Origin of the sequence: Maribacter cobaltidurans (genome assembly GCF_002269385.1) — a bacterium.
Lineage (GTDB): Bacteria > Bacteroidota > Bacteroidia > Flavobacteriales > Flavobacteriaceae > Maribacter > Maribacter cobaltidurans.
This window is the reverse complement of record NZ_CP022957.1, coordinates 4,550,267-4,563,745: the sequence shown is the minus strand read 5'-3', so window position 1 is coordinate 4,563,745 and position 13,479 is coordinate 4,550,267. Positions and strand designations below refer to the sequence as shown.

Genomic DNA, 13,479 nt, shown 5'->3' with positions numbered 1-13,479 from the left:
TTTCTTTTAAAATGTTAAATTCAATCCAACCATAAAATTGCGCGTGGTAGGTGCATTCGCTCCGATTGTTGCGATTCCTTGAGAAATAGTACCATTCGTGCCCGTTGCAGAATTTTGACGGTTACCATTGCTATCTACTCCTGAGTTTGTTTCTGGATCCATACCGGATTCCTTATGAAAAGGAGAGAAAAGTACAAAAGGATTCTGTACAGTAGCATATAATCTTAAATTGGACATACCCAAATCATTGACCAATTTTTGGTCAAAGTTATAGCCTAGGGTCATAGCGCGTATTTTTAAATAAGATCCATCAAAATAGCCCATGGTTGATCCGTATCTTGGTCCATCCCCTTCTTGTGCCCCACCAGGTGCAGGATATTTGGCATCGGTATTGGTAGGAGTCCAATAATCAACATCAATGTTATTTCTTCTACCCGTCAATAAGTTCAAATATCCATTGGAAGAATATAAGGTACTTACTGCGATTCCCCCACTTCTAAAAGCACCTACAATATTCAAATCTAGATTTTTATAGGCCAAACGCGTATTGAAACCTCCTTGAAAATCAGGTTGAGGATCAATAATTTGTCTATCCTCTGCATTTATTTCCCTAACCGGAGAACCGTCAGGATTAAATTCGCCTGTGTATTCTACCTTAATCATTCCCACATTTCCTCCAGGTTCCAATGTCTGTAAGTATTGGAAATCCTCATCGGTTTCGTTCCATAATCCTATATTCTTAAAGTCGTAAATTACATTGATTGGAGAACCTACAAACCAAAGATTTCCTTCGTTGCGGTCTTCCCCACTAGCCAAAGAAGTTATTTCGTTTCTATTGGTATAAAAGTTCACTCCAAAGTCCCAACTGAATCCGTCTGGGTTGTCAATGATTGCAGCATTTAAGGCAACTTCAAAACCCTTATTGGAAGTAGAACCAATGTTGCCGACATATGAGTCCACACCAGAAGATGCAGGCAGCCCTACGCGATATAAAACGTCATTGGTTTCCGTGGTATAATATTCTACCGAACCGGATAAACGATTGTTAAATAGACCAAAATCCAAACCATAATTATAGGTTTCCGAAAATTCCCAACCTAAAGTTGCATTGGGTAACTCCTCAACAAAATACCCTACGGCAAAAACATCGTTGAAATTATACTCCCTTACCCCCAGTCTACCCAGCGTTGCATAATTGTCAATTGCTTGGTTGGAAGTTTCGCCATAACCGGCACGTAGCTTTAACAAATTGACCCACTCTACATTATCCATAAAGGCTTCATTTGCTATATTCCACCCTAGGGAAACAGCGGGATACGTATAAAACTTATTTCCAGGCCCCAGTCTTGAGGATCCGTCCGATCGTACTGTAGCTGTAAGCAGGTATCGGTTATCATATTGATACATGGCCCTACCCATATAGGAAATAAGACTGTTTTCTTGATATTGACCGCCGTAGCCCGTTATATCCTCTACAAGGGCAGCACTTAAATCATAATAAAGGAATTGCTCATTGGCCAAATTCCTGACCCTTAAGTTGGTGTCATCATATTTAGTGTTCTGGGCAGAAAACAAACCAACGATATTTACCTGATGTTTATTCGCAAATGTTCTATCATACGTCAAAAGATTCTCAATTACGTAATCAGTGGTTTGGCTGCTACTTACTCCGGCAACGTTTGGTGCTACATCATTCACGTTTGCAACTCCTTGTCCTGTAAAATCACCATCTCTACTTGTTCTAAAATTAAGACCGAGATTAAGCCTATATTTTAGACCTTCGACACCAGGTATTTCTACTTCACCATATAAGTTATTATAGGAACCAAAATCTTTCTGGAGATTTACCCTACCTTTTCCTATAGCGCCAAATGTACTTCTGGTAGGCGTCCAAATATCATCCTGAGGCATGCTAACCACTCTTTTAATGGAGCCATCTGGATTGTAGGGGTCCAAAATAGGTGTTGCAGCCAAGGTATTGTACAATCCCGGACCGGCACCGTTGGTCAAACTATAATTCATAACGGAATTCAGACCAAATCTGAAAGCACCAATTTGCTGGTCCACCTGGGCACGGAGCGAATATCTTTGAAAAGATTCTATAGGTAAAACCGAAGTGTCCTTCAGGTAGGAACCACCAATGCTATACGTACCATTTTCACTACCACCGGACACACCAATGTCATGGGTCGTTTGCAAACCGGAACCATATAGTAAATCCTGCCAATCCGTGTTAACACTTGGATCTTCATCAACTCCAGTAGCATTCAACGGGTCACCATTATTAAATAGGCCAGTTGCCTGTCTTAAAGCATTAAATTGCTCGGAGTTCATCATAGGAAATTTGGCGAAAACCTCTTTGGTCATATAATAGGTGTTGTATGTAAACTCCGCCTTTTGACCTTTTTTCCCCGTTTTTGTAGTAATCAAAACAACACCGTTGGCACCTCTGGAACCGTAAATAGCGGTTGCGGAAGCATCTTTAAGTATTTCCAGACTTTCAATGTCATTAACATTTATATCATTAAAACCTCCTGCAAACGGTATTCCGTTTAATACTATGAGTGGATCATTACTTCCCGTTAAAGACCTTGCACCCCGTATTCTAATTTGTGTATTGTCACTACCAGGCCTTGTATCCGTAGTGGTAATGTTAACACCGGGTGCACGACCTTGTAAAGCTTCTTGAAAGTTCGCCGCTTGAACCTTGTTTAGTTCATCACCCTTAATGGACACAACGGAACCCGTTACGGACTCTTTGTTTTGTGTACCGTAGCCAATTACTACCACCTCGCTCAAGGATTGTAAGTCCTCTTCCATAACTATGTTAATTTGGCTTTGCCCATTTATGGACACTTCTTGTGATTTGTAACCTAAATAGCTAAAAACCAAAACTCCGTTTGAAGGTGCATCGATGGAAAAGTTTCCGTCGAAATCAGTTGATGTGCCCTTTGTAGTTCCCTTAAGGATAACGTTTACGCCCGGTATTGGTCCGCCATCATCTGATACCGTACCAGAAACTGATGTTTGGGCATTTAGTCCCGATGATAACAACATCGCCAGAACAAAAAGACCCCACCATCTTAAGTTTCTACCTTGATTGAATAGAAAGTTCGTCATAAAATTGAGTTTAAAGTTTGAAATTTAATTTTCATATAATTGAGTTATTAATATTCCCTAATGCATATTCTTTGTATCCAATGGCAGCCCTATGGTCTTGAAAGCTGTTGTTTGTAAACGAATTTTAGTCCATTGTATATCTGTTCTATATTATCTTGAATATGTGGTATATTAACAAATGTAAATAATACATTTATTAAAAACAACCGATTGTGAAGATTTCGCAAAAAAAATCATAACTATTTCTTAAAATGATATAATTATAACTTCAATCCAAGGAACAAAGCTTTATATATTCTCTTAGTGCATTGTATATTGTGAATTTTAAAAATCTGATTTTAAGCCTTATATGGAGTAAAGAGTTTAATTAAATCATTTTCGTCATTAATAATTTCGTGCATTTTTATAGACCGCAATTGGGTGACGCCCTTCGACAAACTAGAGTCACGATAGAATTAATACTATTAATTATTGATCTTCCAAACGGAATGACGGGTTATCTACTCAACAACCAGTTCCAAAATATTTCCCAATAGGTAAATGGTCCATAGGATTTATCACCGATTACATAACAAATTCAATGTATGTCACCTGTTGAATAAGAGAAATAATATTTGTCATTGTTTTCATGTAACCAAGCAGCTTGAAGAAACCTACTTTTGTAATCAACTGCTGACAAAGGATTTCAGTTTTCCTCCTATATAAGGACGTCTTTAGGTTCTTCCGAAAATTCGATAAGATTTTAAATCATTTTCACAATCTTTGGCTTAAGGGCTATTTCATTATTACCCGGTATATGAGCTGTAGGGCCTTCCGGTTTTAACTATTGAATTTACCAATTCTCCATCGTTGTATCTGTCCACCCCATTAACCACCAAAATACATAGAGTAAGTGTCGTCTTCGCCTTCAAGGACCTCGTAATCTATTAAAAAACTCTTTTTATTGCATTTATTGTACACATCTGTTTGGCAGCCCAAGGGACATTGTCAACATGTAATGGAATCCCATGGTTCACGGCCTCTGTATGTACCTCGTACATGTAAAACAAATGATAATCTTCAATTGCAAAAATGACTATCGAAATAATCAAAGGCTACACCTTCATCTATATCATGGGATGGCTTAATGTATATTTCCCAATTGAAGTAATAAGCAGAAGGGTCTGCTGTTTAAATTTGGGATACAATGGGTTGCGAAATAGCTTTTTTTGTTTAAAAGTTCAAAATCGATGTGTTCAGTAGAATCTTCAGCTATTACTTATGAGCATTAATTATCTTCTAAGTTTCAATTCATTTTCAATCTGCAGTTCCATTTTTTTGTTGATTTCATAGAAAAACAACAAGCCTACCCCTATCAGAAAGGGTATTGCTGGGTATATACTTACCAAGAGTTTTGTCGCTTCAATGGCACTTTCAGGTTGCACTGTGTTTATACCGGAAACGGCTGCTTCTTTGGTTATATATCCATATAGACCTAAAATCCATGCGACCAAGGCACTTCCAATACTTAATCCACCTTTTAGGCCCACCATCATGGCCGAAAAAATTATTGCGGTGGCTCTACGATTTGTTTTCCATTCAGAGAAATCGGCCACATCTGCAATCATTGTCCAAAGAATAGGAGTGCTAATACCATAAAAGAACATATGTAATATTTGTGCCCCGTAAATTATACTTATGGCTTCTGGCGGAAAAAAGTAAAATGCGATGATAAACAAAGTTGAAATAAACAGAGACGCAGCAAAAACGTTTCTCTTGCCATATTTATCCGCAAGTCCTTTTGAAAGACCAATGCCTATTAATCCTATTAATATCCCCCCACCATTAAAAACACCCAATCCTAGTGAAGTGTCATTTTCAAATGTTGGTAAAAAACCTTTTAAAGGGTTTAAAAATCCATTTAGGCTTTGTTGGTCCACATAATTTTCAAAATAGTATACATAGGAGCCTCCCTTCATGGCCAAGGTCACAAAAACCAATGTAGTCACCGTTAACATTATAATCCAGGGTTTATTTTTGACCAAGTCGCCTAGGTCTTCCTTAATGCTCGATTTTTGATCCGGCTTGGGTACTACCCGCTCTTTGGTAGTAAAAAAGGTTATGAGCAACATTATAGTACCAATAATAGCCAACCAGGTCATAACCGTTTCCATACCAGCGGCCTTATTTCCATCTCCGGCCTTGAGGATTAGGTCATACATGAATACTTGTACAAAGAACTGTGCGCCCATTACGGCGATGAACCGGTATGCGGACAAACTGTTCCGTTCTTTCATGTTACCAGTGATTACTCCGCTTAGTGCGGAATATGGTAAGTTGTTAGCGGCATATAATAATAGTAAAAGTGTATAGGTAACTACTGCGTAGATTACTTTGCCCTTGTAGGAGAAATCAGGCGTACTAAAAGCCAGCATCGCCGTAACGCCCAGTGGTATGGCGGTCCATAGAATCCATGGTCTAAATTTACCCCATCTGCTTGTTGTACGGTCCGCTATCAAGCCCATTAGAGGGTTAAATGCGAAAGCGGCAATAAGCCCTACTATTAATGTTACAGCAGAAGCATCGTTGGCTTTAAGCCCATAAATATCAGTGTAGAAATAGGCCAGATAAGTAACTAAGGTCTGGAAAACCAAATTGGCAGCTAGATCGCCTAAACTATATCCAATTTTTTCCCTTACGGACAATTTTTGAGAATCGTTGTTCATTTAAAAGTTAATTGGTTGGTATTCTACTTTTGTCAAACTGTCTTTTCAAGGAAATTATACTGTCATAAGCTGCCTTGGGCTTCAAGTCTCTGTCAAACAGCAACGGATAATTAGTCCTACCTCTAATAGGAAAGCCGTTCAACCAAGATTGCCTATCGCTTACACCCCAAAAAGTAACCCTACTTATTTTATCCTTATGCTTAAGAAAAAGTGCAAATATATCCTTATATCTATTTGCTAGTTTTAACTGGACAGAGTCTGGTAAACCTTCCGCATACGGATTCATTCCTTCCCCGTTTTCAAAATTTTGGCTTATTTCCGCACCCTCTAAATCCCAAGGGTTGGGCAAAACGCTGATATCTAATTCCGTTACTGCCACTTTTACGCCAAGGGCCGCATAATCCAAAATACTTTGTTCTATTTCTTCTATAGATGGATAGTTCAAATGCCAATGACCCTGCATACCAATACCATCGACCTTTATGCCCTGATCCAATATCTTCTTTACCATTTTTATAGCTCCCTGTCTTTTATCGGAATTGGTCATATTATAATCGTTGTAATATAAATCCGCATCTGGAGCCACTTCCGCAGTCCACTTAAAGGCAGACGCTAAATAATCCTCTCCCATTTTCTGCAAAAAAATGGAGTTTCGCAATGTGCCATCCTCATTAAGTGCTTCATTGACGACATCCCAGGAATCAATTCTACCCTTATAGTGCGATGCAATATCTTTTACGTGTTTCTCTGTAAACGTAGCAAATTCAAGACTATCCTCTATTGAGCCGAACCATGGAGACAATTGGCTGTGCCAGATTAGGGTGTGTCCATGGATAAACATATCGTATTTCTCCCCCAAAGCCACGAACTTGTCCGCCAATTCAAAATTAAGCGTATCCTTACTCGGGTGTATATTAACAGATTTCATGATATTTTCCGCAGTAATGCTGCTGAACTCTTCACCTACAATGCTAGCCATAGTAGAATCTGTTTCCTCAATCTGAAAACGGTTCAATGCAGTTCCTATGTAAAAGGCATCCTCATAGGTTTCCCTTAGCGTTTTTGAAGTGGACGGTTCTTCTGCTTTTTTGTTGCAGCCGACTGCCGTAAGCATTATGGCTGTTATCATTAAATAAAATGCTGATTTTCCCATGGTTATTTTCATTGATTTTTCAGTTTTCTTTATGGCTTTGTGAGTTAAATTTCTTTGGATAGAATAAAAGGCGCTTTTTAACTTTTGGTTTCGTAAAATCTGAATTTTATATTTCCACCTATTTATTTTCAATTATTAAAAAATGTTCAGTTGTTAAAAAGACTAAGTTCATAAACATAATTTCAAATTCTGAACTAATCTAATTTTGCACTCTCCCTGGGTCCTAAGTAAGACTCTTTTAAATTACTGTTTTCCGTTTCTATAATAATTCTTTGGAGCACCAAACCTTCATCCACTCTAAAGTAATTCAAAGTGTGGTTGCTAGGTGCTTCTATATCAAATTCAGCTGTGATTGTTTTAATATTGTTTCCAACATCATTATGCCAATTTTCTGGTACTTTTCCATTATAATTAAAAATGGTAGGGTCGGCGTCATAATTGATCAATCTTGGAGACTGATTGTCAAATGACAGTCCAAAATACATTCCTTGCCGTGAAGCGTAGTTGATAGTAGGTGAAAAAAGCATTTGAACCTTAACTTTCCCCGCACTTGCAAGGTGAATATCGTATGATAGTTTTGGGGATTTTGCAGTTAGTTCAACCCGACCTTTTTGAATAGGTAATGATATCATCGAAGTACCCGTCTTACCAAGGTTTTCCACTGTTTTCCATTCAAAATCCCTTGGTTCTTTTTTATTCGTGAAATTCTCTGCATCTATAACGATATATCCGTTATTTTCTACAAAACCTTTTATATTGTCTTTAGGATAATTATTGATTTTGATTAATACAGGAATTTGCTTTTGGGCACCAGAAACTAGTATAGTCGCGGTATTTTTTCCTTTTGGAGCTTTTTTCCAATCAATAGTGACACTTATCTTTTTTTGGTCTTGGAGATTGCCTATGGTCTCAGAAAGTTTTATCCATTCGGCATCCTTTTTAATATCGAATTCAAAACTTTTCTTACCCCGATTGAATATTTCCACAAAATATTCTTGATTGTTAACGGGGTCAAAAATGGGTAGTACGGCATCTTCATTATCACCGGACCACCAATCCTCCGAGTTTGAAATAGTTAATCCCATCTCGGCATTGTCCGATGGGTCTATCTTTATCGTTTCTGGTATCCTGTTGAATCTTGGCTCCTGCCAGTTATTATATCCTATATGGGTTTGGGACATCATATGGTTCCATTTACCACTTGCCAATTCCGTATGGTAAAATTTGGTGAGCTCTGCATCTTTCTTAAAAAGTTCTTCAACCCTATCTGCGTATTGATTCGTAGAGACCCTGCCTTGTTTGGCGTAATAATTGTTTTTAGCAGCACTGATATAGAGTTCGTTTAAGTTTGCGCTGGCCAAAACCGGAAACAAGACCAATTGGTAAAAGGCATCCTTATAAATTATTGGAAGTTTAGAGTAGATTTCTTCTGCCTTTTCGGCAAGCGAGTTATAAGAATCTACTATACGGTCGGCTTCGTTATAATTGGTAAGGCTAAAGGTATTTGGGTCAATGAGTTCGTGCTTTCTTCTTGCATTGTATTTGGTGTATTTTCTCATTATATCAGCTATGACATGAGTTTCTATCCCGTTGAAAACCTCACTCGCCCAATGGTTGTAGTAGTCATTCAAGTTATCCGCATTCCATGCTTCTGGGTTCCAAGCGTAATCCATGAAAAATTGTAGTGGAAACTCCATAGGTTTGATGTCGCCAACATTTACAATCCATACTTGATCGACGTTGTGCTCGTAGGCAAGATGCATTTGCTCCCAAGTTCTTTCTATTTGATTGGTGTTAAGCCATTTATAGTTCCTAGGTCCGCCAACGTAATCGAAATGATAATAAATACCATATCCTCCCTTTCTAGGCTTGGCATCCAAACTAGGCAGCTTTCTAAGATTGCCCCAATTGTCGTCGCACAAGAGGAGGGTCACGTCCTCTGGTACCTCCATGCCATTATCATAGTAATCCTGTACTTCCTTATAGAGTGCCCAGATTTGGGGTGTGGCCTCAGCAGGTTTTCCAGTCACATCTTCAATAATTTCACGTTGTGTTTTCACCACGTTTTCCAACAATTCAATCGCGGTACCTTCGCTCATGGATTCGTCTCCATCGCCCCGCATGCCTATGGTGACCAATGTTTCTTTTTCTCCCATGCGTTCGATACCATTTCTCCAAAATTTCTTTAATTCTTCAGCATTGGTTTCGAAATTCCATGGTCCACTTCCAAAATGGGACCATTCTTCATGGGCCCTTGTCAACGGTTCGTGGTGGGAAGTGCCCATCACGATACCATATTCCTCTGCCAACTCTCCATTTCTTGGGTCATCTTCGTAGAACATTCTTGGTCTCCACATGGAAGGCCATACATAGTTTCCTCCCATCCTTAAAATAAGTTCGAAAACGTTATCGTAAAAATCTGAATTAAATGAACCATAATGTTCATTTACCCAACCGGTAAGCGCAGGAGCTTCATCATTTATAAACAGACCACGATATTTTACCTTTGGTTCCCCTTTTGTGTGTTTACCAGGAAGTACATGAAGTTCATTTTGTTTTACAATAGGAACATCTGCCCAGAAATGCCAAGGATGAACACCAATCTGATTGGATAGGTCATAGATACCGTAGATGGTACCTCTTTTGTCACTTCCGGCAATGACCAAGGCATTTTTGATACCAGGCATTGGGTTTTTTATCACTTTGGTAATAAACTTCTCCCATTTTCCTTTAAGCTCCCTTCCGGATATTTTTCCTTTTTTCACCAGTTCATCTATAAGGGAACTAGTACCAAGGGTACCTGCGATGACAACATAATCTTCATCGGTTGTCTTATCCAACAAAGTGCTTGGTTTTAGACCGGTTACCTTAAGCAAGTCATTTTGAAGGTGTCCAGCTACCCGTTTAACACCGGCAAAATCATTTTCACTCAACAAAATGGAAGCCACATTACCCTTGGTGGCCAGAGGGAAACTACCTTTTACAGGTTGGTCTACAACGTATTGGACATTATCCGAAGCAAAAACATTATTGCAAAGAAAAAGGAAGCATAAAAAATTTATAAAAGTACTCTTGATTTCTTTTAACCAGGTCATTGGGTCTAACATGTACAAGCAATAAGGTTAATTTTTAAAGTATATAAAACTCTTGGTAAGAGAAGATTTGATATAGATAGAAAATTGACTACTGAAACAACTCTCATTATCCTTTTAAATATAAATCCCTTAATTTATACCTTCAATTATTGTGAAGATAGTAAAAATACCTTTATTTGCAACCGATTGTGTTCAATATAGAAATTAGTTACGATACGTTTTTTCCACTGAAATAAATTGAATGATATGAAGAAAATCCAACTCTCAATTATTTTTTTGTGCCTTGCTTTTTCCAGTTCTTTTTTGAATGCCCAGATCAAACTACCTAGATTGATCAGTGATGGTTTGGTACTACAACGAAATGCGGAAGTACCTATTTGGGGTTGGGCTGGAGCGAACGAAAACATAACAGTTTCTTTCAACGGAAAAAAATATAAAACAAAATCCGATAAAGATGGTATTTGGAGGGTGACTTTGCGCAAAACGAAGGCTGGTGGACCTTACAATATGTTAATATCAGGTAAAGACAATACGGTAGAGGTAAAGGATATCTTAATTGGTGATGTTTGGTTCTGTAATGGCCAATCCAATATGGTACATCAATTGGATATTCATGATGTTCCGTACGAAAAGGAAATAAAGAACGCCAACAACCCATATATAAGACATTTTAAAATCCCAACTACTACGAGTGTTTCGGGACCTAAAGAGGATTTGAAGGGTGGTGAATGGATTAAGGCCGTTGGTGAGGAGGTTAGACCTTTTTCTGCCGTGGCTTATTTTTTTGCCAAAAAAATTTATGAGCAATATAAAATTCCAATTGGCTTGGTAAATGCTAGCGTGGGAGGCACACCTATAGAGGCATGGATTCCGGAGGAAGGCTATACTGATTTTCCGGATATTCTGAAGATTATTGAAGAGAATAAGGATACCGCTTTGGTGAACAGTCTTATGGAAAATAGACCTGATTTAAATAGGGAATCCAAGGTTTTGGACAAAGGTCTTACTGGGGATTTAAAATGGTATGATGTCAACTTTGAGCCCAAAGAATGGCGTAGAATAAATATACCCGGTTATTGGGAGGACCAAGGTGCCAGAGATTTGAACGGTGTGGTTTGGTATAGAAGGGAAATTGAAATTCCGGAGTCCATGGTCGGTAAAAAGTCAAGGGTATTTTTAGGAAGAATTGTAGATGCCGATGAACTTTATATTAATGGTGTTTTGGTCGGTAATAAAACATATCAATATCCACAGCGTCGATATGCTGTACCGGACACGCTTTTAAAAGCAGGTAAAAATACCTTTGTAGTACGTGTTACGAATACGCAGGGAAAGGGTGGCTTTGTGCCGGATAAGCCATATTACATTTTTACGGAAAAGGATACTGTAGATTTAAAAGGCTATTGGCAATATAAAGTTGGGGAAGTATACAAACCATTTGATTTTTCCTCTGAGAATGGGAATCAACCTACACAACGGCGAATCAACCCACAGAATGAACCGACATCATTATATAACGCCATGGTCGCACCCTATAAGGATTTCCCTATGAAAGGTGTTTTGTGGTATCAAGGTGAAAGTAATACAGAGCAACCGGAAATTTACGATGATTATTTACATGCTCTAGTAAAAGGTCTCAGAACTGTTTTTAACGATTCGGAACTTCCATTTATATATGCCCAACTGCCAAATTTTATGGATGTGACTTATCTTCCAACAGAAAGTAATTGGGCGGAGTTGAGGCAATCACAATTAAACGCATTGGATATACCCAATACCGCCATGACCGTAAATATTGAACTAGGGGAGTGGAACGATATTCATCCGGACAATAAAAAGGATGTTGGTGAACGTATGGCCTTGGCAGCGCTTCATTTGGCATATGGCCAAGACCTTGTTTATTCCGGACCTATATTTAAGGATTATGAAATGAAAGGGGATAAGATAATTGTTTCTTTTGAACATGTTGGTAGTGGCCTTGTTACGGATGACGGAGAACCATTAAGCGAGTTTGCTATTGCTGGCGAGGACAAAGAATTTGTTTGGGCTCAAGCTAAAATAGAAGGAGACCATGTAGTGGTATGGAGTGAAGAAGTACCCAATCCAAAATTTGTACGTTATGCCTGGGCGGACAACCCGGATAATCCTAATCTTTATAATAAGGATGGTTTGCCGGCATCTCCTTTTGAGACGGAGTAGCCTTTTATTTTCTTTTGGAAGATTGTCTCACCAAAACCTCGGTGTTCAAATAAGTTATTTGTTTTACAATTTCACTTTTTCGCTTGGCATTTTTAATGCTTTTCAGAATAATTTCTGCTGCGGTTTTCCCCATTTCAAAAGCAGGATGGGTAACAGTTGATAAATTGGGTTCTATTATGCTGGAAATAGAATCGTCGTTAAAGCCAACCACAGCAAGTTCTTCAGGTACTTTTATACCCATTTTTTTAGCTGTTTGTATGGCACTGACACCGATGGTATCTCCCGGTGCAAATATGGCGTCGGGACGATTTTTTAATTGAAGCAATTTTTCACTGGCCCTTGCCGCGTCTTGATATTTAATAGAATCAGCTCTAACCACAAGTTCATCCTCAATAGGTAGATTATGTTCTTGAAGTGCTGCCAAATACCCTTTTTTTCTTTCGCGATAAACGCTAAAATCGATTCCGGCGGTTATATAGGCAATACGTTTACAACCTTGTTCAATTAAGTGTTTTGTTGCTTTATACCCAGCTCTATAGTTGTCAATGACCACATTATAAGTGTCAAAATTTTCGGGGACCCTGTCCACAAAAACTAAAGCCGTATTATTATCCGTGAATCTTTTAAAATGATCGGTATTCTTGGTTTCCAAAGCCAAAGAACAAATTACGCCACTTACCCTGTTATCATATAAAGATTGGGTCAGATTAACTTCGGTTTCATAGGAATCATGGGACTGCATGATTAAAATAGTATAGCCCGATTTCTGAGCAACTATCTCAATTCCACTTATTAGAGAAGAAATAAATGGGGTAACCATGGGAAGCAGAACTCCAATAGTTTTCATTTTATTTCCTCTGAGGCTTGCCGCTAGATTATTTGGGCTATATCCCATTTCCGCGGCGGTTTTTTTTATTTTCTCAACGGTCTTTTTATTTATGGTATGATGACCTTTTAAACCTCTAGAAATAGTTGAAGTGGCTAAATTCAGTTTATTCGCTATATCATAAATCGTAACTTCCTTATTGGTTTTCATTTGAAGTTGATTGGTAAAGTTCAAATATAAGTGTTTTGGTTTGGCAGCAAATAGTACCGTTCAACAATACATTTATATACTACGAAAACTTTAGTAACTTTTTAAAAACGAAATTCTTGCCTTAAATATTTTATCTTTTTTTACATTTGAGACAAACGGTTGCATTTTAAT

The 13,479-nt window shown here is 38.2% G+C and carries 6 protein-coding genes; 1 reads left to right on the top strand and 5 read right to left on the bottom strand.

Annotated elements, in window-relative coordinates; genetic code table 11:
- Window positions 1-6 precede the first annotated feature (6 nt).
- From CJ263_RS20520 to CJ263_RS20500, 4 genes are all read right to left on the bottom strand, one after another.
- Window positions 7-3,120, bottom strand: coding sequence for a SusC/RagA family TonB-linked outer membrane protein (locus CJ263_RS20520; RefSeq protein WP_094998976.1), 3,114 nt, complete (start codon window positions 3,118-3,120; stop codon window positions 7-9).
- Between the two features lie 1,271 nt (window positions 3,121-4,391).
- On the bottom strand, window positions 4,392-5,825 hold the full coding sequence (locus CJ263_RS20510; RefSeq protein WP_094998975.1) for an MFS transporter: 1,434 nt from the start codon (window positions 5,823-5,825) through the stop codon (window positions 4,392-4,394).
- A 7-nt stretch (window positions 5,826-5,832) separates the two neighbouring features.
- Entirely contained in the window at window positions 5,833-6,990 is a 1,158-nt protein-coding gene (locus CJ263_RS20505; RefSeq protein ID WP_094999330.1) for an endo-1,4-beta-xylanase, read from the bottom strand.
- 182 nt (window positions 6,991-7,172) lie between these two features.
- Complete coding sequence (locus CJ263_RS20500) at window positions 7,173-10,073, bottom strand: glycosyl hydrolase 115 family protein (protein ID WP_158657217.1); 2,901 nt, start codon at window positions 10,071-10,073, stop codon at window positions 7,173-7,175.
- A gap of 246 nt (window positions 10,074-10,319) precedes the next feature.
- Here CJ263_RS20500 and CJ263_RS20495 point away from each other — a divergent pair, with 246 nt between their 5' ends.
- Window positions 10,320-12,272, top strand: a complete 1,953-nt coding sequence (locus CJ263_RS20495) for a sialate O-acetylesterase (RefSeq protein WP_094998973.1) — start codon at window positions 10,320-10,322, stop codon at window positions 12,270-12,272.
- 4 nt (window positions 12,273-12,276) lie between these two features.
- Here the strand turns inward: CJ263_RS20495 and CJ263_RS20490 are convergent, their stop codons facing one another.
- Complete coding sequence (locus CJ263_RS20490; RefSeq protein WP_094998972.1) at window positions 12,277-13,308, bottom strand: LacI family DNA-binding transcriptional regulator; 1,032 nt, start codon at window positions 13,306-13,308, stop codon at window positions 12,277-12,279.
- Window positions 13,309-13,479 lie beyond the last annotated feature (171 nt).